Origin of the sequence: Nostoc sp. GT001 (genome assembly GCF_030382115.1) — a bacterium.
Taxonomy (GTDB): domain Bacteria; phylum Cyanobacteriota; class Cyanobacteriia; order Cyanobacteriales; family Nostocaceae; genus Nostoc.
Window position 1 is genome coordinate 3295211 of sequence record NZ_JAUDRJ010000003.1, and the last position, 19616, is coordinate 3314826.

The window sequence follows — 19616 nt, forward strand, 5'->3', positions numbered from 1 at the left end:
AGAGTTTTTTCAGCATCCAATGCTGCTATTGACAAATAAATTTCCTGTAGAGACGGCGATTTATCGCGTCTTTCCACCATCGCGTCTCCCTACAATTTTCCGTAAGGCGGCGATCTACAGAAGGTGCAATTTAAAAGGTATGGCATAAGCATCCCTGAAAAATTCATTTATGCAACAGCACTATAAACACAGTGCAGATATGAAAAGTCATTTACGCCAACACCAATCTTTCATCTAGTTGTTTAGCAGCAAAACGATTGGCCGGACGACGCAATCCCAGGTTTTCGCGCAAAGTACTGCCTTCGTATTCAGTACGGAACAGTCCCCGTTTCTGTAGAACGGGAACGACTAGGTTAACGAATTCATCTAATCCTGTGGGAAGGATTGGCGGCATGATATTAAAGCCATCGGCTGCACCGTTGTTGAACCATTCTTCTAGCTGGTCGGCAATGGTTTCGGGAGTACCGAGTATGGTGCGATGACCTCGTGCAGTAGCAAGAGAGAGATACAGTTGGCGCAGTGTGAGAGTCCCACGAGTAGCCAAATCTCTAACTAGTTTGAGACGACTTTTGTTAGTGTTGGTATCGCTGGGTAGTTCGGGAGCTACATCATCTAAAGAATATTGCGACAAATCCACACCCTTGTAATAGTTCTTTAAAATCCCCCAAGCCACATCGGGATGGATTAATGATTGCAGAAATTCGTACTTCTCTTGAGCTTCTGATTCAGTACGGCCAATGATTGGGAAAGCACCAGGCATAATTTTGAGATCGTCTGGCGATCGCCCATATTGTGCTAGCCTACCTTTGACATCAGCATAAAATTCCTGGGCATCGGCTAGGGTTTGATTGGCGGTAAAAATCACCTCAGCAGTACGTGCAGCTAAATCCCGTCCCGATTCGGAGGCTCCAGCCTGAACAATCACCGGATAACCTTGGGGCGGACGACCAACGTTTAAAGGGCCTTTTACAGAAAAATATTTGCCCTTATGGTTCAATGTATGCAGTTTATCAGGGTCGAAATAGACACCAGACTCTTTGTCCCGGATGAAAGCATCGTCTTCCCAACTATCCCATAGACCTTTCACCACTTCCACAAACTCTTCAGCTCGCTCATAACGCTGGCTGTGTTCTGGATGATGCTCTAGTCCGAAGTTACGTGCAGCATTCTCATTGCCTGTAGTAACTACATTCCACCCGGCCTGGCCTTTACTCAAATAGTCCAACGAGGCAAACTTACGTGCCAGGGTATAGGGTTCTTCATAAGTAGTCGAGGCAGTGGAAATGAAGCCGATGTTTTGGGTTACAGAGGACAAGGCCGAGAAGAGGGTGACAGGCTCAAAATGGGCAATTTTACCATTGCGATGCTGAGTTTCTGGAGCGCCGCCCCAGACTCCTGGACTATCTGCCAGGAAAACTGCATCGAATAAGCCGCGTTCGGCGGTTTGAGTAATTTCCTTGTAATGCTCGAAATTCAGTCCCGCATCTGTTTGTGAATCGGGGTGTCGCCAAGCGGAGACATGGTGTCCGGTGGCTTGAATAAATGCACCTAAACGAAACTTGCGTGTTGTACTCATATATTTTTTCTTTTCTTATAGTGCGTTAGCCTACCCCTCCGGGGAAGCAAGCTACGCGGCGCGGAGCGTCTCGTAGAGAAGCTTAGGGTCGGTATCGCTGATTTGCGCTACGCCAGTTATGATTACTGCTGCTACGAAAGGTTGGCAATTCCTAACTGCTCAAATGCATTACACATTTCGGTCAAACCCACATAATTAGGTGGTAAGTGCTTATGAAAAGACGACAGCATCATGGTTTTAAGCATTGATATATGTCCAAAAAATCCTCGGATGGCATATCGATAAAATCTTTTCCCCGTAAAACTTTGAGGTATTGGTGTCAGACATTCAGGCATTCACCTCTTGCTAGACGTTGAATGTCGTCATGCAAAGATTTTCTAGTAACTAAACTTGCCGTTCAGTTACTTACTAGTTGCTCAAAAATCAAATAACCTAACTGTAAGTCAGGTTAATACCACAGCAGAATTAGGAATGCTGCTGCTTGGCGCTCTAACTACATAAATTTATCTAGTAATTTTATCCACCAGATAGAGCCTACACAATAAATACAAAAAAAGATGTGTTGGAAATCACAATAACACGTAAAGCTAATAATTAGTTTTGCAAACATTAAGTTTTGCAAATCAATGTTTATTGAATATATAGTTATTTATGATACCGAAACCTTGTTATCGTATGTCCGACTAAATACTTGTCATTACGTTCGCTCTTAGCGTTCCCGCAGGGTACGCAACGATAGCGGAGTGAAGTAATCGCAATGATTTTGTGATTGCTTTGTTTCACTCGCAGTGACATATCATAAGTGATTAAGCGGACATGATATTACACAATTTTCTAGGGAGCATCCCGTTTTGGCAGATCGCCGCACGCTACGCGATGGGGTTTCCCATTCAAATGCGGTACAACATTATATGGCAAGGTATAGGGGGAAGGTATGCCGTCCCCCGCAAGGTCACAATGTCAATACCCTAACCCGGATTTCTCACCACACCTCGAATGGAGGAGTAATGAGTAGTGAGTAAGGAGTAACTCGTCAAGAATGTACAAGTTCTTGCACTGGTATTGCGCCTGTTGCTCTTTTACTTATTACTCATTACCCATTACTTATTACTCATCATCAATCGCTTTGGAGCTTGTGAGAAATGCGGGCCTAATTAGTAGCTAGTTTGTCCGGCTTTTTTGCAGCTGGTGATCGCGGCGATTTCCGCCCAGAAAGATCGTATAGTAAACCCATAAGTGCGGGTACAACAGTGGGAGTCAAAATTGTCGAAAAAGCCAGCCCACCAGTCAAGACAATGCCTAAACCTTGGTATAACTCTGAACCTTGACCTGGTAAAACTGCTAGCGGTAACATCCCTAAGACACTAGTTCCAGCAGACATGAAAATGGCACGTAAGCGATCGCTCGTCGCATTATATAAGGATGCATCAAAATCTTCACCTGCTTGCTGGAGTTGCAAGGCGCGATCGACCAACAGAATGGCGTTGTTCACAACCACACCCGTCAGAATCACAAATCCCAAGGCTGTAATCATATCCAATGCCACATTCATTCCCGGAATCATGTTGGCGATTACTAGGCTCAATAGTGCGCCACTCATACCCATCGGCACTGTTGCCATAATCACCACTGGGTACAGGAATGAGCGATATAATGCCACCAGTAATAAGTAAGTAATCAAAATCGAAAATGCAAATGCAGCAGCTAATTGACCAACAGTTGTTGCTAACTGATCCGCTGAACCTGCGAGTTCTAGCCGATAGCCTGTTGGTAAACTCGCACGCAGAGGATTCAGAATTTCTGCTTCGGTACGTTCTACCAGGGTAGCAAGGGGAGCATCGGGTGCAAGGGAGACAGTGAGGCTAATTGAGCGCTCTAGATTGACGTGGTTAATGGCATCGGCTCCCGTTGTTTCGCGGACTTCGGCAACATCGCCCAGTTGCACTTGTCGTCCTTGTGCATATAGAGGCAATTGGCGCAGTTGTTCTGGTGTTTCCACAGCAGTATTTTGCAGTTCCACTGAGACATCTAGTTCTTCTTTGCCATCAATGTAATCGGAAGCAACTCGACCACCCAATGCTGCTTCTACCATTGAACCAATTTCTGCTTCCGAAAGTCCTACTTCCGCGATGCGTTCGCGGTTGGGAATCACTTGCAATTCACCTGCACCCAAGACGAAGTTTGAGCGCACATTCTGCACTCCTGCAAGCGATCGCAATTTGCCGGTAATTTGCTTTTCTAAGTCACCAATTTGGTTTAAATCAGCCCCAACAATATCCACTTCAAATTCTTTACCCGGATCGCGGAAGATAGAAATCCGGGTTGGGATTATAAAACGGTATCCAGCAAAGTTGCTGCTTTGGGCGCGTAACCGATCCACCATATCAGCCAGTCCGGTAGTGGTGGCAAATTCTGGTTTTAAAATAGTTGCAATCCCGCGTAATGCTCCTGGACGGTCAACATACATGATGCGTTCAACTTCTGGTTGCGATCGCAGAAATTTTTGCACAGGTTCAGATTGCCGAATTGCTTCGGGTATACTGGTTCCCGGTAACGGTTCGGCCCGCAATACAACTAAGTTCCGATTTCCTTCGGGTAGATAATCGGCAGGTGGTAAAAGAAAAATACTAGTCACGAGCAAAACAATCGGAATCGACAGCACAATTAATCTGCGCCCAATACGCTTACGCCCCAGTGACCAACTAACAGTAGCGACGAGAAAGTTTTCCAGTTTGGTTTGGAAATGACGAAACACCGCAGAGGTTTTAGCCACCATCCGTTCAAACCAATTACCGCCCCGGTATTCACCACCCTGCATCATTTGCATGGCTTCCGATTGTTTCAGGAACAATCCCGATAGCATGGGTACTAAAGTTAATGCCGCAAACAGGGAGAATAGAGAAGAGGCAGAAAGTGCGATCGCCATATCAGCATAGAGTTGCCCAGCTTCACCCGTCACCATTAACAATGGTACAAATACCACTACGTTAGTTAACGTGGAACCAAGCATTGCGCCCCAAACTTCTTGCGTACCTTCAATGGCTGCCCGCATCGCACTTTTACCTTGCTGCATGTGGGTGAAGACATTTTCAATCACAACGATCGCATTATCTACGACCATACCCACTGCAAACGCCAATCCCGCCAAACTGATGATATTTAATGTGCGTCCAAATGCAGACATGACAATAAACACCATAATCAGTGTAATGGGAATTGTAATTGCCACCACTGCAACGGTACGCATGGAACCAAGGAACAAAACCAAGACAATGGTTGCTAACAGCGCCCCACTAACTAAGTTGCCTTGGACAAATTCGATGGATTGATTGATATACTGACTCTCGTCATAGTTGTAGACAAAGCGAATACCTTGATTTTGCTTGTCAAACTCAGTTTGGAGTGCCGCAATTTCCGCCCGAATGCCTTTAGCCACCTCTGGCACATTCGCCCCAATTTGGCGAATTACACCGACTGCTACCCCAGGTTTGCCGTTGAACACCAACGCCCCATCTTGGGGTTTGCGTCCCATCTGTACTTTTGCCACATCTCGCAAGTAAACAGTGCCCGATTGGTCGCGTCGCAACACAAAGCCTTCAAGTTCTGATAAATCTTGCGATCGGCTGGTTGTGCGGACTCGATATTCCCGTCGTCCGAGAATTAATGGCCCACCCCGAATATCACGGTTGTTTTGTTGAAGGACTCGCACTACATCCCCAATTCCCAGGTTGCGATCGCTTAATGCTTTTGGATCAACCTTCACCTCGACTTCTCGTTCTTGTCCACCTACTAACAGAAATTGTCCAGTTCCCTCGACTCGCCGCAAACGGGGAATTACAACTTCTTCTGCTAAGTCCCGATAACGATTTGCATCCGGTTTAAATCCTTCTTTGGTATCAAAGGGAATCCACATCATTGGTGAACTGTTACCACCCACCAGTTCCACACTCGATTCCTGTGCTTCTGGTGGCAAGCTTTCCACCTGCTGCAAGCGGTTGAGAACATCTACCATCCGCTCTTTAGCGTTGGCATCCTGAGCAAATTCCAAGGTAATGCTGCTGCGTCCAGCACGAGAAGTACTGCTAATTTCTTGGACACCTAGCACCTCTTCCATCTGTTCTTCGATGGGGCGGGTAATCAGGTCTTCTACTTCTGTTGGCCCTGCGCCGGGATAGGTAGTTGTAATTGTAATTTCCGGGCGATCGCCTCCTGGTTGCAATTCTAGGGGTAACTTTAGTAAGGAGAATACCCCAAACATTGCCAGCAAGCAAAACAAAACAAAAGTTCCATGTCGCCAACGAACGGCGGTTTCAATAAAGTTCATATTAATTGGTAATTCAGAAAATCATATTTAAACTGGGTTTCCAGTATTTTGAAGGAAAGGTTAAAGGAGAAAGAGACGATTCTTCCTCTTTAACCAACTTCTGCAAGAAGTCTATGGAAGTGTGGTGCAACCTATGTTACGCCGTGTGCGACTTTCTCTCAGACCTAACCCCCAACCCCTTCCCTACAAGGGAAGGGGAGCAAGAATCAAAGCCTATCGACCTTTCGGGGAGAGGAATGGAAGTGGGGTTTCAAGAATAAGTCACACATCGGGTTATGTTTTAAGTTGGATCAACTATCTTTACAGGCGCACCATCTTGCAATCCATCACCACCACGTAACACAATGCGTTGACCGGTGCGTAAAGTGGGATGATAAATTGCGACATTTTTACCCATGTCAGAAACCATCTCGACTGGAATTTGTTTAGCTTTGCCATCTGCAACTGCAAAAACTAGCCACTCGTTTTGTCTTCTGGTTAATGCATCTCGTGATACCACAAAGCTGGAGCGATTCGAGGGCATATTCAAGTTACCTGCGATCGCCATTCCTGGTATTAATCCTGACGGGGGTTTGTTAATTTGGACACGCACACGCTGGCGACGTGAAGCAGTTTCGGCAGAAGGAACTACAGCAGTGATGGTGGCGCGTTGCTTCCATTGCGGTAGAGCGCGAGTTGTCAGATCGATTGTCATCCCTGGGGTAACTTTACCACTGAGTTCTTCTGGTAACTCTAGGAAAATATCGAAGCGATCGCCTGCTACTAAGGTGACAATTTCACCAGAACTTTGTACCAAATCACCATTGCTGATGTGGCGAGTCTGCACTATTCCCGATTCCGATGCCAGAATCCGCGTGCGCTGTCGGGCTAATTCTGCTTGAGCTAAGGTGGCTTTAGCTGCTTCTACATTTGCTCGTTGGGCGGCGATTTCTTCTTGAATCGGCCCAGCTTTAGCTTCGGCAAGTTCTGCCTCAGCTTCTAACCGTTCTCCTTGAATGTTATTCAATTGTGCTTGGGCTTCCACTAACAATCTTTGAGATAAAGCACCCTCTTTAACAAGATCGCTAGTGCGTTTCAGGTTATCCTGTGCTTCCAGTTCTCGCGCCTTCGCAGATGTGACAGCCGCTTGCCGTTGAGCAATGATTTCAGGACGAGTGCCAACTTCCAAGCGTGCTAGATTGCTCCGTTGTTGTGCCAGTTGCGCTCGTGCTTGGCTAATTGCCAATTGCTGATCGGTATCATCCAGTAAAGCGATCGCCATTCCGACTTTGACGCGATCGCCTGGTTGCACTGAAATTTGCTTGACAATTCCGCCAGTTTGAGCGCGGATTGTTGACTGCTGAGTGGCTTCTACTTGTCCCAACAACTGGACACTTCTGGTAGCACTTCCACTTGCGAGGGAGATTGTTTCAATTGGCTTTGGAGGTGGCCCTTGCTGCTGTGCCACAGAAGAGGGTGGTGTGCCACCAGGAGCGAACATCCGCCAGAGGATAATGCCACCAGTTGCCAAAAATGAAATCAGCAATCTCCAGAACCAAGGTTTACCTGAGCGAGTCGGTGCTAACTCAGAAGGCACAGAACTATCTGATTGGGTTTCAACCTTTGAAACTTCAGTTTCAGAAGTATCCATAGCGATTAACGGTGGGCTACTGAGGGTTAAGTACTAACTATTAACCGTTGAAAGTGAACAATGAATAGTCCAATGTTCGCTATCAACAGTCAATTATTTAGATATAAAGTAAATTTACGTTACCTTTCTTGTAGTTTATTGGATAAATATGACAGAGAAATGTCAAAGATAGTCCGAAGAGTGGAGAGGGATGTTAGAGGATGTTTGAAAAGTCATGATTGATGTATCAAATATTTTTTACCCCACCCTAACCCTCCCCTTTACAACTACCCTGTACACACAAGTCTTGTCGCAGCCATATCTTTATTAATAAATCTCGCACTGCGTTCCCATCCCGCCTCGGAATAAATTCCGAGTCTCATACATAGCCCAAGTCCACTTAAGTGGACTAAATTGATTATTCAGTCCACTGAAGTGGACTTCAGCTATTAGCCCTGAACTTTAGTTCTGGGCGGGATATCGGTAAGTATGACAGCTTAACTCTGACATCTGACAAAAATGTGGGTAAAAGAGTTGAAACGTATGTGGAAAGCACTTGTGTGTACACCATAGCCTTGTAAAGGGGGGGATTAAGGGGGGTGATTAAAATTACAGCCAACCACTTTTCAAACAACCTCTAAGGTGTACTGAGTTTTTTCAGAAATCAAATATGAGTCCTATAGCACGAAAATACTTTCCCCAAGGAAACGTATATACGACAATGCGGGATGAACTAGGAGTGTTGTACCTTGAAATTCGCTACTGCTGCCGCCATTAATCTCTCCCGGATGTGAGCTTGGTGGTCTAATGTTCCTCTTGGCAAAACCCGTGTCTCTCGTTTTGCCTGTGTAGACGTGGTTTCTAACCGCCTTTGTAACAATAGAAGCTTAATATCAATTGATAAAACTAATGATAACTATTGATTCATTCCTTACTCAATGCATAGATTAAGAATAAATACCTATTATTCCTTGCTGAAATAGTTGATCATATAAGAAATAATTAGAGTTATTATCTTAAATTTATTTAATTAACTAATTCCATTTTGACAGATATAACGGTAAGCTGTTTCTAACAAAATTAAATAAACATAAATTTGTATGTTCTGCGTAGGCGTCGTCCGTCGTAGACATCCCTGGGTTAACTGGGATCAACGCCAGTTGACTCAAAACCCATAGTTTTTGATGACAAATTTAGAGGTAAGTTAATGGCTCAGTTTCTACTAGAGACTGTTTGGCTAGTTCCGTGCTACGCCTTAATAGGTGGCTTGTTAGCCGTGCCTTGGTCGCCAGGGATCATTAGGAAAACGGGGCCAAGACCGGCGGGTTATCTAAACTTGGTGATGACATTTTTGGCGTTTGTACATAGTGCGATCGCCTTACAAGCAACTTGGAATTATCCAGCCCAAGAAGTATTTATTCCGTGGTTATCTACGGCTGGTTTAGACTTAACCATTGCTTTGGATATATCCTCGGTGAGTGTCGGCGCTTTAGTTGTGATTACTGGCTTGAATTTGCTGGCGCAGATTTATGCCATCGGCTACATGGAAATGGATTGGGGTTGGGGACGCTTCTATTCTTTATTAGGATTATTTGAAGCGGGATTATGTGCCCTTGCTTTGTGTAATAATTTGTTCTTCAGCTATGTAATTTTGGAAGTCCTAACGCTAGGAACCTATCTACTAGTTGGCTTATGGTTTAGCCAACCGTTGGTAGTCTCAGGTGCGAGAGACGCTTTCTTAACTAAGCGGGTGGGAGACTTATTCTTACTGATGGGCGTGTTGGCATTATGGCCTTTAGCTGGAACTTGGAGTTATCCAGAACTAGCTAAGTGGGCGGCTACTGCTAACGTCAACCCGACAACTATGGCACTGGTAAGTTTAGCTTTAATTGCTGGACCGATGGGTAAATGTGCCCAATTTCCCCTGCATTTATGGCTAGATGAAGCAATGGAAGGCCCTGTTCCTAGTACGATTTTGCGGAACTCGGTAGTAGTAGCTAGTGGTGCATGGGTGCTAATTAAATTGCAACCTGTGTTAACCATCTCGCCCATAGCTTCCTCGGCGATGGTTGCGATTGGTGCGGTGACAGCCGTGGGTGCTTCTTTAATTGCGATCGCTCAAATCGATCTTAAACGCTGCCAATCTTATTCTGTCAGCGCATATATGGGTTTAATATTCATCGCTGTAGGAACGCAACAATACGAAGCGGCGCTATTGTTAGTACTCACTCACGCCATATCCGCCGCCTTGTTGGTAATGAGTACTGGGGGAATTATTTGGAATAGCATTACCCAAGATGTTACCCAATTAGGCGGATTGTGGACGCGTCGCCCGATTTCGGCGATCGCTTTTATCGTTGGGACATTGGGATTAATTGGTTTTCCACCACTGGGTAGCTTTTGGGCGCTGGTGAAACTAGCAGATGGATTATGGGAAACGCAACCTTGGTTAGTGGGAGTAGTAATCGCGGTAAATGCTTTAACAGCCGTGAGTTTAACCAGAGAATTTAGTTTAGTTTTTGGCGGTAAAGCTAGACAAATGAGTCAGCGATCGCCGGAAGCTCACTGGCCGATGATTTTGCCAACAATGATTTTACTTGGTGTAAGTCTACATCTTCCTTTAGTGTTGCAAAGCTTATCACTTTTACCAGATTGGGCAAGTCTAAATAAAGATGTCGCACTGCTTTTAATTTGGTCGAGTATTTTCGGTTGCAGTATCACTGGCGTGATTTATTTAAGCAATATTCCTAAACCGATTCGCCTCCCTTGGCAAGGTTTGCAGGACTTGTTCGCATACGACTTTTACACCCCCAAACTCTATAAAATGACCATAATTTTTGGAGTTGCCAAAATTTCCCAACTTGCCGATATGATTGACCGCTTTGTAGTCGATGGCATCGTTAACTTCGTTGGTTTATTTTCGCTATTAGGTGGTGAAGGTCTTAAATACAGCACCTCTGGACAAACCCAATTTTATGCATTCACTGTTCTTTTAGGAGTGAGTTTTTTAGGAATGTGGGTAACTTGGCCATTTTGGGGAATGCAATTTTTAAATATGGTTTTTCAAATCTCGACAATTGGATAGGAGTAACTATCCTACTAAAAGCTAACAGTTTAATATTGTGAGGAGAATTTCATGAGCATACAAGATCCCCAAATCAATCTTTCCAGAAGAGGTTTATTGAAGTTTGGTGCAGGTGCGATCGGTACAGGTGTATTGACAGCCGGACTTGGTTCAAACTTGCTTGCAGCCGAAACAAAACCAGCACAAGATGAGATTACCCCCGATAAGGCACTGCAAGAATTATTAGATGGAAATGACAGATTTGTTAAAGCAAAACGCCGCAATCCCAACCAAAATCAATCACGTTTAGTCGAAGTTGCCAAAGGTCAAAATCCCTTTGCTTCTATTCTAGGCTGTGCAGATTCACGAGTACCTTCAGAGATTGTTTTTGACCAAGGACTTGGAGATTTATTTGTCTGCCGTATAGCTGGTAATATTGCCACAACACAGCTAATTGGTAGTTTAGAATTTGGCAGCTTAGTATTAGGCACTAAAGTCATTATGGTCATGGGGCATGAAAGATGCGGTGCAGTAGAGGCGGCAATTAAAGGTGCTCAAGTACCAGGGCGAATTGGAAGTTTGCTTGAAGCTATTAAACCAAGTGTAGAAAGCTCAAAAGAGCAATCAGGAGATAAGCTAGAAAATGCTTGTAAAGCAAATATTTTAGCGCAAGTTGAAAAATTGAAATCATCGGCAGTTTTATCTGAGTTAATCAAAGCAGAAAAGCTGAAAATAGTCGGTGGCTATTACGATTTAGATACCGGAAAAATTAACGTAGTCAGTTAGCTTTTTTGTCCTTTGTCATTAGTTACTTTAAATCTCGTTCCCAGTCTTCGACTGGGAATGCAAATTTCAGAGGCTCTGCCTCACGAATTCGCGGCAGAGCCGCAATGATGTGCGTTTCCAATCTCTGACTGAAAACGAGAAAAACTATAACAATTACCAATTTTCCTAAATCCTAAATTACCATGTTAAGTGTTTTGATTTGGCTCCCGATTTTAGCCGCCGCTCTTATAGCAATATTACCCGTAAGCTTCCCTAATCATCGTATTCGTTTAACAGCATTAATTTTTTCTGGAATAGTTCTTTTTTGGAACCTGTTTATCCTGCTAAAATTTGATATTAGCAATCCAGGAATGCAATTTAAAGAGTATTTACCCTGGAATGAAACCCTTGGCTTGAGCTATCAATTAGGTGTTGATGGGCTTTCTATCTTGATGTTGGTGTTAAATAGCCTGCTCACCTGGATTTCGATTTACAGTAGCAATAAAGAAACTGAACGTCCTCGGCTGTTCTACTCGATGATTTTATTAGTTAGTGGAGGAGTCGCAGGTGCTTTTCTCGCGGAGAATTTGCTGCTATTCTTCTTATTCTACGAACTAGAATTAATCCCCTTCTATTTGCTAATTTCCATTTGGGGAGGGACAAAACGGGGTTATGCTGGGATGAAATTCCTGATTTATACTGCTGTTTCGGGAGCCTTGATTCTGGCGACATTCTTGGGTATGGTGTGGCTGAGTGGTTCTACCAATTTTGCTTTTGATGCAGTCTCTACAGAAAATCTGTCAACAACAAAGCAAATCCTTTTGCTAGCAGGAATAATATTAGGTTTTGGCATTAAAATTCCCTTAATTCCCTTCCATACTTGGCTACCCGATGCTTATGTTGAGGCTTCAGCGCCAATTGCCATTCTTCTCGGTGGCGTGTTAGCAAAGCTGGGAACTTATGGACTGCTGCGATTTGGGTTGGGTATGTTTCCCCATGCTTGGAGCATTATTGCACCGACTTTAGCAATTTGGGGAGCAATCAGCGCTATCTATGGGGCAGTAATTGCGATCGCTCAAACAGATATCAAGCGTATGGTAGCATATAGTTCCGTTGGTCACATGGGCTATATCTTGCTAGCTGGTGCTGCTAGTACTCCCTTAGCACTCGTTGGTGCAGTCGCCCAAATGTTTAGCCACGGTATCATCTTGGCAATTCTCTTCCACTTGGTGGGAGTCGTAGAAGCCAAAGTCGGTACCCGCGAGTTAGATAAACTCAACGGTTTAATGAGTCCCATACGCGGCTTACCCCTAATTAGCGCTTTACTAGTTTTAAGTGGGATGGCTAGCGCAGGTATTCCCGGTTTAACAGGATTCATCGCGGAATTTATCGTCTTTCAAGGTAGCTTCTCTGCCTTTCCCATCCCAACCATTTTGTGTGTAGTAGCTAGTGGATTAACCGCAGTTTATTTTCTCATCCTCCTGAACCGCACTTGTTTTGGCAGACTTGATAACTTAGCTTACTATCCCAAAGTTCTTTGGTCTGAGAAAATCCCAGCTTTAATTTTGGCAGCTTTCATTATCTTTTTGGGAGTGCAACCCACTTGGTTAGTGCGTTGGAGTGAATCTACAACTACAACAATGGTGGCTGCAATTCCCTCTTTGGAAAAAACCGTAATCTCTGAAGTCGCCCTGAAATAGAAAATACATCAAAACACTTGTAGAGATGGCGATTTATCGCGTCTTAAAATCTATCCCTCCAAACGCGAGAAATTGCGTTTCAAAACCTATCCCCCAGACGCGATAAATCGCGTCTCTAGCAATTTACTATTACTATGACAGCAATTAAAACAGCAATTAAATTACCTCCTTCTAATCATGAATTTGCTGATGTAATTCACCGCTTAGAAGCTGGCGGTGCAATGTTACCCGATACTCCAGAAAATTTGATGCAAATCATCGGTTTATACAAAGCTTATGCCGTGCCGATGGATTTCTACTGGCGTGACCTACTTTATATTGCCGAACGCGAATTTTTAAACCCGTTACCGTTTTTTAAATACTTCTTACCCAAAGAGTATTTAGAACTGCATAATCATTACGCTGGCGATGATGCCGATTTACGAATTTGGCGCGGTGAAGCTACTGCACATCCAGAACTTTTGGCATTTATCGAAAAGGGTGAAACCTTCAAAATGCCGAAGTTGTTGCATCACTTGTTCCACGATCGCATTAACATGGAATTTGCGGAAGCTTGTATGCGGGCGATGCTGTGGCACAGAGGGATGGGTGGACAATTTGACCCTTACCTAGATTCAGACGAATACAAAGCCAACGCCGACAGGGCAATTAAAGCTTATTTCCAAGGAAACCCCGTCATGCTGGGGCTTTACAAGCTGTTCCCCGATATGTTTTTGGAACAGTGCCGCCAGATGTCATACTACGCTAATCTGGGCTTATTCTGGGAAATCATGGCCCCAGTATTCTTTGAAATGTCTGATCGCTATGATGAAGGTACCATTAGCAGTGTTCCAGAGGCAATGAGCTTCTTAGTTAATGGTATATTTGCGATCGCAGGTCGTCCCATTTACCATCACGTTTATATTCGTGGTGAATGCTACGAAATTGTCCCCAAATCTAAGGGTTTCATGTGGTTATACGAAGCCGCATTACCATACGTAGAAGCAGTTTTCTACCGCACTGCACCCTTCCGAGGCACAAAATCTTATAATGCTCAAGCGCGTCAAGTACCAGAAGACCAGAAAGACTTTCACTATGGTATTCTTTACGCTGATGTATTTCCAGTGGGTACTGCTGGCATTCCCCCCACATTATTAATGCAAGATATGTTGCATTTTTTGCCACCATATCTTATTGATTATTACAGCCAACATTGCCGGGGTGAAGAAGATATGTTGATTCAGTTAGGAGTGAGTTTTCAACGGTCAATGTACTGTGTCACTTCTGCGGTAATTCAAGCTTTGCGAACTGCACTTTTATATCCTTTAGATGACCAAAATCCCAAGCATTTACAAGCTAATCGAGACTTTTTTGAAATGCAGCTAAATCGCTTTACCCGTGCTGACTACAACATTCGTGATGCTGCCCGTTTAGGGAGCATTCAAAGTCAAGATTATCGATAAAATATCTCCATCTAAAACCTTTGTAGAGACGTAGCAGTGTACGTCTCTACATTCATTTTTTTGCAAATGATATCATGTCCGCATAATTAGTTATGATTTCCACAGTCATTGCACCCCACCCCCAGCCCCTCCCCGCTCTTCGGGAGGGGAGACAAAGCGCAGCTTTGGCGGGGTGGGGTTCTTGGGGTTTAGTAAGTAATCAAGCGGACATGATATGACTCGGAAATGCGATCATTAATAAAGAGATGCCAAGCTAAGAGATGCTAGTAATCTAAAATACTTGGAATTTCATCGAGTGTAGCCCAAGAGTAAAGCACCCCAGCCAATGAAGGCGCTACCAAAGACTAGCCATGCAGCATTGATGCGAAAGCGAATAGCCAAAATGGCTGAGACGATCGCGATCGCCAAGCCGAGAAAATCTACAAATGGGGCTTGTGGTAATGTTAAAGTCGCTGCCCCCAGTTGCAGAGTAGTCACAACCATTAGCGCTACGGCACTAACATTCACAGCATCCAAAAATGCTCTAGTCCAAGAAGAGGCTCGTAAGCGTGGGATTAGGGGATTGAGGACAGCAACGAAAACAAAAGAAGGTAGAAAAATTCCAATGGTGGCAACAATTGCGCCAGGTATGCCAGCAATCACATAACCGATAAACGTAGCAGTGGAAAGTACTGGCCCAGGGGTAAATTGACCAATTGCGATCGCATCTAATAACTGTTGTTGTGTCAGCCAGCCGTATTCTTGAACTAATCCCCCTTGCAGAAAAGCCACCAAAAGGTAGCCACCACCAAACAAAACACTACCGACTTTGAGAAAAAACCAACCCAATTGCCATAAAGAAACGTTGGTTACAGTTGTGGATAGCCATTTCTGTGGAATTTGGCCCAGGAATTAGGTTAGTTGCACCCAGCAAATCTAGAAAATGCTCCCTTGTCAACCATTGACGCCGCTTAACCACTTCATCTTCAATCATGGCAATATGGACAACTGGGCCTCCAAAGCCGATGACGCCCAATTTAAAAAACAGGTTGGCGAGTTCACCCAAACGACTTAGTGTTGAGTTAGTCATTTTGCTTGGCAATATACTTTTCAAGTAAAAATTGCTTGAGGTGCGGTTGTTCTAAGTTTAAACCAAGCTTTTGCGCTTTCTGACTAATTTCCTCATAAGTCAGACCTTCACTAATAGCATTGGCAATCAAGGCGATACCACCAGCCCTTGCTCCAGCAGCACAGTGAATTAAAATTGGTTTGGGTAAGTTCTCAATCTCCTGAATTGCTAACTCTGTTTGCTCTTGATTTGCTTCTGAAGGCTTTAATGGGACATTAGCATATTGCAGTCCAGCCGCTTGAGCTTGCTGCTGTTCGTCACTGAGAAAACCTGCTTCATCGGGAGAACGCAGGTTCAGCACTGACTTAAATCCCTCTTGGGCTGCCTGTTTTAACTCTTCAGAAGTTAGTTGAGGAGCAGCGCTCAAGTCGTCACTAACTTTTTTAGTGTTGCTCATAATCTTTAAAAACACTATTCTGATAGTTTTATCGTAGTTTATTCTGTAGACTATTTATACAGCAATTTTTCTAAGGTCTTTTCGCCTAAAATGCAAATGCTTTGACCGAGGAAAGAATACTGACGAAAAGCAGCTTCTATTTTTTGAATGACATGGAAATCACGGTTTTCTCGCAGCATCAATTTTCCCAGTCTTTCAGCACTAGCACTACTGTATAAATAATTGATCGCTTCAACGAAATAATCAGACTCAAAAGGCTGCGATTGCTCGGCTTAAATTTAAAAAGCCCTGATAAAAGTTCAGGGCTTTGATTTATACGCGGTTTATTAAATGCCAGCCTAAAATTTGTGCTGGCGCTTTTCTATAGGGTTAATCATCCCTGAATCGCTTGCTTAAAGATAGCGGAGAACTACCCGTTTTCTACCTGGGTAGCTATTTAATAAAGTCTTTAGATTTGTATATATCTTCACTCTGCGATCGCTTCTTGGTAAAATTACTCTATACTTTGGTATTTGGTTACACCACGATAAATATGAGTAGGTAAGTGCTAACTAACCTGAGTAAAGCCATGAACTATAACGTACCACCTCCGATGAGGATAAATCTCCGCCCTGCTACCTTTGCTGATTTGGATCTGCTGCGACATTGGGATGAGCAACCTCATGTGGTAGAATCCGATCCTAACGATGACTGGGGCTGGGAGACAGAACTTGACCGCACTCCTGAATGGAGAGAGCAATTGATTGCTGAAATTGATGGTCGCCCCATCGGATTTATTCAGATCATCGATCCGGCATGTGAGGATAGTCACTACTGGGGTGATGTTCCGGCGAATCTTCGCGCAATTGATATCTGGATTGGGGAAGAGAGTGATTTGGGCAAAGGCTATGGAACCCAAATGATGCAGCTTGCACTTGCTCGATGTTTTGCTGACCCGCAAGTGATAGCTGTACTCGTCGATCCACTTGCTGGCAATACCCGCGTCCACCGCTTTTATGAACGTCTTGGTTTCCAATTTGTCGAGTCTCGACGATTTGGTGACGACGACTGCTTCGTTTATCGTATCAACCGAAGAAGAATCCATGAGTACTCAAATTTTCGTTAATCTGCCAGTCAAAAACCTCAATCAATCGATCGAGTTCTTTACTTAACTTGATACCAATGGCAAGATGCCCATCGCACAAGAGTTATATTTAATTCGATTATGCAAATTAGATGTGTTTTAGCTTACACCTTCAAATCGCTCTTTGTCGCACATGTCGCCCATCAAACCCTTGCTTAATCCAATTCAGACATTCATATTCCGATTTGAATAACTTTGGAGCTGCAATATTATTCAATAACTCTGGTGGGTAATGGTCATAAAAATATTTATCTCTTTCTTGAAAGATGATAATCAAATTGTTCCGATAAACATAGCGAGATTTAAAACTATCCCCGCGATGAACAAACTCGGAATTTTGATCGATATGCTCTTTAGCAATATCAATGATGTTACTAGCGTCACTTCCATAGATTTCTGCTGGATTTTCTGCTTTGTGAAATTTGCTTCTGTGCCCAATTTCAGATAGCATTTTATACGAATAAATTTCGTAATTATCCGCCTTGCCAAAAATAAATGGAATGATGAGATATCCTTTATATGAGACTGATTTTTCATAAAGAAGACGACTCATCTCAACCTCCTTTGATGGAACTACTCTAAAAAAATTTTCTTTAACAGAAAAGTATTACAACCCCAATTATCTACTAAATACGATCACCATAAACTGAGTTGATTGGGGGGATGCTCAAGGTTATTCCAAGGTAAGGGTGGAATTGGTGTTTCACTCTGTTCCAATAGCTGTTGGAAGTGACGGGCTGTGCTGGGCGATCGCACTTCTATTGGACAATGGACAAAGAAATAAATTCGCACTCCCATCTGTAACCATTGCTGAATCTGCCTTACCCACTCTTCCATAAATGGCTGATTCACTGATAAATTCGGATGAGAAATAAACCGAATCAGAGTAAAAGGTGCTGTTACACTCAATTGCAACGGTAATTTCGGTTTGCGTCGTTCCGATTGCAACTGGGGGTCATCATCTCCAGTGTAAATGGGGCGCGAGTCTAACAGTACCCGTCCGACACCTAACTTTTCTAAAAGTGCCGTCAAGTTACTAGAATGGGGTTCCTTGAACCAGTCGGGATGCCGAACTTCCACTGCTAGAGATACTTCTGTATGCGGCCAAGCTTCCAGAAAGCTGGCCAAATCATCAAGTAATGCAGGTGCATAACTGGGTGGTAACTGGGCAAAAATTAGGCCAAGATGCTTACCTAAAGGGCGCATCCCCTCCAGAAATTTTAAAGCAGCTGGTATATAAGGTTTTAGCAACCCTTGATGGGTAATATCTCGCGGTAATTTTAGACAAAATTCAAAACCTGCTGGTGTCTCGGCAGCCCAACGGGTTACAGTTTCCTGGTTAGGCACGGCATAAAAGGTGGTGTTACCTTCTACAGTGGTGAAGCGACGACTGTAGAGATGAAGAAAATCGGCAGTACGAGTACCTTGGGGATAGAGTTCGCCTACCCAACCTTTATATGCCCAAACAGCACAACCGATAAAAAAGTTCACAATGCCTAAAAGCCTTGATGTATATATTCAATTTTACACGCAGGTTGTAGGGACGGATAAAGCTAGTACCGCAAGGCGGAAGTCAAATAGTTAACCCTGAGCGCAGTCGAAGGGTCAAAAGTCAAAAGTGGATAATTGGTTTTTTAAGACGCGATAAATCGCGTCTCTATATGAGGGTTTTGGTGTTATGGCGCAACCTCAGTTATTGATAAATTGAGCCATCAGGCATAATTGCCCCTGCTAAGTTAGTCCCAACTAATTTAACCAAAAGACGCTCACCAGAACGAATCCGCGCTCCCGTCAAGTCGGCTCCTCGCAAGTCGGCACCACTGAGATCCGCTCCAATCAAATTAGCAGCGCGTAAATTCGCTTCCCTGAGATCGGCTAAAAGTAGATTTGCCCGAAATAAATTTGCTTCAGATAAATTTGCACCTCTGAGGTTGACTTTGTGCATAAAAGTATCACTGAGATTAGCACCACTCAAATTGGCATAACTCAGATTTCTGCCAGATAAGTCTTTATTGCTCAAATTTGCCCGACTGTAGTCTTTGCCACTCAAGTCTGAGTTTTGCTTTGGTGGTTTCTGGATTGTTTGAGATGGTTTTTCCTGTTGAGGTGGCGGTGAGTGATGTGTGGTTTGATGTTTGGTTTTTAAAGAGCGCAACTTTTCACGAGCTTCATTTATAGCTTTCAGCTTGTCTTGCGCTTTCTGCTGTAAACGGAGATTGTCTTTGGGAATGCGATCGGGATGCCAAACAAAGACTAAATCTTTGTAAGCCTGGTTCACTTCTTCAAGTGTTGCTCCAGGCTCTAATTCCAAAACTCTATAGTACCGCTCCAGATCGCTCATACGATATTTTGGTGGACAATCAACTTAATTATGAGTGATGGAGTCATTTATCCGCTGCATCATTTGTTATGGATTATGGGGCTTGGGCATTGGGAATGGACAAGAGACAAGGTAGAGACGTTCAATAANTTCCTCCTTGTCCCCCTTGTCCCCTCTGCCCCTCTGCC

Annotated in this window: 13 protein-coding genes and 1 pseudogene; 5 read left to right on the top strand and 9 right to left on the bottom strand. The window is 43.9% G+C overall.

Annotated features, from left to right (window positions below; all coding sequences use genetic code 11):
- Positions 1 to 211: 211 nt before the first annotated feature.
- The 4 genes from QUD05_RS17125 to QUD05_RS17140 form a co-directional block, all read right to left on the bottom strand.
- Complete coding sequence (locus QUD05_RS17125) at positions 212 to 1576, bottom strand: LLM class flavin-dependent oxidoreductase (protein ID WP_289797121.1); 1365 nt, start codon at positions 1574 to 1576, stop codon at positions 212 to 214.
- Positions 1577 to 1707: 131 nt separating this feature from the next.
- Positions 1708 to 1911: a hypothetical protein gene (locus tag QUD05_RS17130; RefSeq protein ID WP_289797122.1), complete on the bottom strand. Its 204-nt coding sequence runs from the start codon at positions 1909 to 1911 to the stop codon at positions 1708 to 1710.
- Between the two features lie 815 nt (positions 1912 to 2726).
- Positions 2727 to 5900: an efflux RND transporter permease subunit gene (locus QUD05_RS17135; RefSeq protein WP_289797123.1), complete on the bottom strand. Its 3174-nt coding sequence runs from the start codon at positions 5898 to 5900 to the stop codon at positions 2727 to 2729.
- Positions 5901 to 6180: 280 nt separating this feature from the next.
- Positions 6181 to 7530 carry an efflux RND transporter periplasmic adaptor subunit gene (locus tag QUD05_RS17140; protein ID WP_289797124.1) on the bottom strand — a complete coding sequence of 450 codons (1350 nt, stop codon included), beginning with the start codon at positions 7528 to 7530 and terminating at the stop codon, positions 6181 to 6183.
- A 1186-nt stretch (positions 7531 to 8716) separates the two neighbouring features.
- On the opposite strand from QUD05_RS17140, the gene QUD05_RS17145 reads away from it, so the two are divergent.
- The 4 genes from QUD05_RS17145 (at position 8717) to QUD05_RS17160 (ending at position 14480) form a co-directional block, all read left to right on the top strand.
- Positions 8717 to 10594, top strand: a complete 1878-nt coding sequence (locus QUD05_RS17145; RefSeq protein ID WP_289797125.1) for an NAD(P)H-quinone oxidoreductase subunit F — start codon at positions 8717 to 8719, stop codon at positions 10592 to 10594.
- A 51-nt stretch (positions 10595 to 10645) separates the two neighbouring features.
- Positions 10646 to 11359 carry a carbonic anhydrase gene (locus QUD05_RS17150; protein ID WP_289797126.1) on the top strand — a complete coding sequence of 238 codons (714 nt, stop codon included), beginning with the start codon at positions 10646 to 10648 and terminating at the stop codon, positions 11357 to 11359.
- A 182-nt stretch (positions 11360 to 11541) separates the two neighbouring features.
- Entirely contained in the window at positions 11542 to 13038 is a 1497-nt protein-coding gene (locus tag QUD05_RS17155; RefSeq protein WP_289797127.1) for an NADH-quinone oxidoreductase subunit M, read from the top strand.
- Between the two features lie 134 nt (positions 13039 to 13172).
- Complete coding sequence (locus QUD05_RS17160) at positions 13173 to 14480, top strand: CO2 hydration protein (protein WP_289797128.1); 1308 nt, start codon at positions 13173 to 13175, stop codon at positions 14478 to 14480.
- 288 nt (positions 14481 to 14768) lie between these two features.
- Here the strand turns inward: QUD05_RS17160 and QUD05_RS17165 are convergent.
- Together QUD05_RS17165 and QUD05_RS17170 are read right to left on the bottom strand one after the other, a co-directional pair.
- Positions 14769 to 15549, bottom strand: a pseudogene (locus QUD05_RS17165) (chromate transporter).
- Positions 15542 to 15985 carry a protein tyrosine phosphatase family protein gene (locus tag QUD05_RS17170; RefSeq protein ID WP_289797129.1) on the bottom strand — a complete coding sequence of 148 codons (444 nt, stop codon included), beginning with the start codon at positions 15983 to 15985 and terminating at the stop codon, positions 15542 to 15544. Before QUD05_RS17170 ends, QUD05_RS17165 begins: the two are co-directional and overlap by 8 nt.
- Positions 15986 to 16553: 568 nt before the next feature.
- Between QUD05_RS17170 and QUD05_RS17175 the strand changes: the two genes are divergently transcribed.
- On the top strand, positions 16554 to 17090 hold the full coding sequence (locus QUD05_RS17175) for a GNAT family N-acetyltransferase (RefSeq protein WP_289797130.1): 537 nt from the start codon (positions 16554 to 16556) through the stop codon (positions 17088 to 17090).
- 130 nt (positions 17091 to 17220) lie between these two features.
- Here QUD05_RS17175 and QUD05_RS17180 read toward each other — a convergent pair whose 3' ends face one another.
- From QUD05_RS17180 to QUD05_RS17190, 3 genes are all read right to left on the bottom strand, one after another.
- Entirely contained in the window at positions 17221 to 17661 is a 441-nt protein-coding gene (locus tag QUD05_RS17180; RefSeq protein WP_289797131.1) for a hypothetical protein, read from the bottom strand.
- Positions 17662 to 17744: 83 nt separating this feature from the next.
- The gene (locus QUD05_RS17185; protein ID WP_289797132.1) at positions 17745 to 18599 is read right to left on the bottom strand and encodes a DUF72 domain-containing protein; all 855 of its coding nucleotides are present in this window, start codon (positions 18597 to 18599) and stop codon (positions 17745 to 17747) included.
- Between the two features lie 202 nt (positions 18600 to 18801).
- Positions 18802 to 19449, bottom strand: a complete 648-nt coding sequence (locus QUD05_RS17190) for a pentapeptide repeat-containing protein (RefSeq protein WP_094347732.1) — start codon at positions 19447 to 19449, stop codon at positions 18802 to 18804.
- Positions 19450 to 19616 lie beyond the last annotated feature (167 nt).

Coding starts and splice junctions, on each gene's coding strand:
- QUD05_RS17170 (WP_289797129.1), bottom strand. CDS start 15,985: ATGAGCAACACTAAAAAAGTTAGTGACGACTTGAGCGCTGCTCCTCAA.
- QUD05_RS17160 (WP_289797128.1), top strand. CDS start 13,173: ATGACAGCAATTAAAACAGCAATTAAATTACCTCCTTCTAATCATGAA.
- QUD05_RS17175 (WP_289797130.1), top strand. CDS start 16,554: ATGAACTATAACGTACCACCTCCGATGAGGATAAATCTCCGCCCTGCT.
- QUD05_RS17135 (WP_289797123.1), bottom strand. CDS start 5,900: ATGAACTTTATTGAAACCGCCGTTCGTTGGCGACATGGAACTTTTGTT.
- QUD05_RS17125 (WP_289797121.1), bottom strand. CDS start 1,576: ATGAGTACAACACGCAAGTTTCGTTTAGGTGCATTTATTCAAGCCACC.
- QUD05_RS17140 (WP_289797124.1), bottom strand. CDS start 7,530: ATGGATACTTCTGAAACTGAAGTTTCAAAGGTTGAAACCCAATCAGAT.
- QUD05_RS17150 (WP_289797126.1), top strand. CDS start 10,646: ATGAGCATACAAGATCCCCAAATCAATCTTTCCAGAAGAGGTTTATTG.
- QUD05_RS17145 (WP_289797125.1), top strand. CDS start 8,717: ATGGCTCAGTTTCTACTAGAGACTGTTTGGCTAGTTCCGTGCTACGCC.
- QUD05_RS17180 (WP_289797131.1), bottom strand. CDS start 17,661: ATGAGTCGTCTTCTTTATGAAAAATCAGTCTCATATAAAGGATATCTC.
- QUD05_RS17190 (WP_094347732.1), bottom strand. CDS start 19,449: ATGAGCGATCTGGAGCGGTACTATAGAGTTTTGGAATTAGAGCCTGGA.
- QUD05_RS17130 (WP_289797122.1), bottom strand. CDS start 1,911: ATGCCTGAATGTCTGACACCAATACCTCAAAGTTTTACGGGGAAAAGA.
- QUD05_RS17155 (WP_289797127.1), top strand. CDS start 11,542: ATGTTAAGTGTTTTGATTTGGCTCCCGATTTTAGCCGCCGCTCTTATA.